This is a genomic window from Nocardioides malaquae, from assembly GCF_015070385.1.
Taxonomy (GTDB): Bacteria; Actinomycetota; Actinomycetes; order Propionibacteriales; family Nocardioidaceae; genus Nocardioides; species Nocardioides malaquae.
Genome location: NZ_JADCSA010000906.1, coordinates 1 through 248, shown reverse-complemented (window position 1 = coordinate 248; position 248 = coordinate 1). Strand labels below are relative to the sequence as shown.

Annotated in this window: 1 protein-coding gene; it reads right to left on the bottom strand. The window is 64.9% G+C overall.

Annotated elements, in window-relative coordinates; genetic code table 11:
- Positions 1 to 41 precede the first annotated feature (41 nt).
- Positions 42 to 248 (bottom strand): exodeoxyribonuclease VII large subunit (locus tag IEQ44_RS16335; protein WP_319804720.1); only part of this gene is annotated, 207 nt, incomplete at its 5' end.

Here is a 248-nt window from a genome sequence, read left to right as displayed (position 1 = left end):
AGGGAAAGGGCAAGCAGGGGCGCGAGCACGCGGGGCATGTGTCAGTCCAGTAGTGAGAGGGTGACCGGGGTCAGGTGGTTGTCTTCGACCCGCACCAGCAGCTCGCCTTCGTTCAGGCGGGCGGTCAGGCGTTGGCCGTTGCGGGTCTGTTCCGCGCTGCGAATGGCCTGGCCTTGTTCATCCAGCAAAATGCTGTATCCGCGGGCCAGGGTGGCCAGCGGACTGACCACCTGCAGTGTCTGCAACTG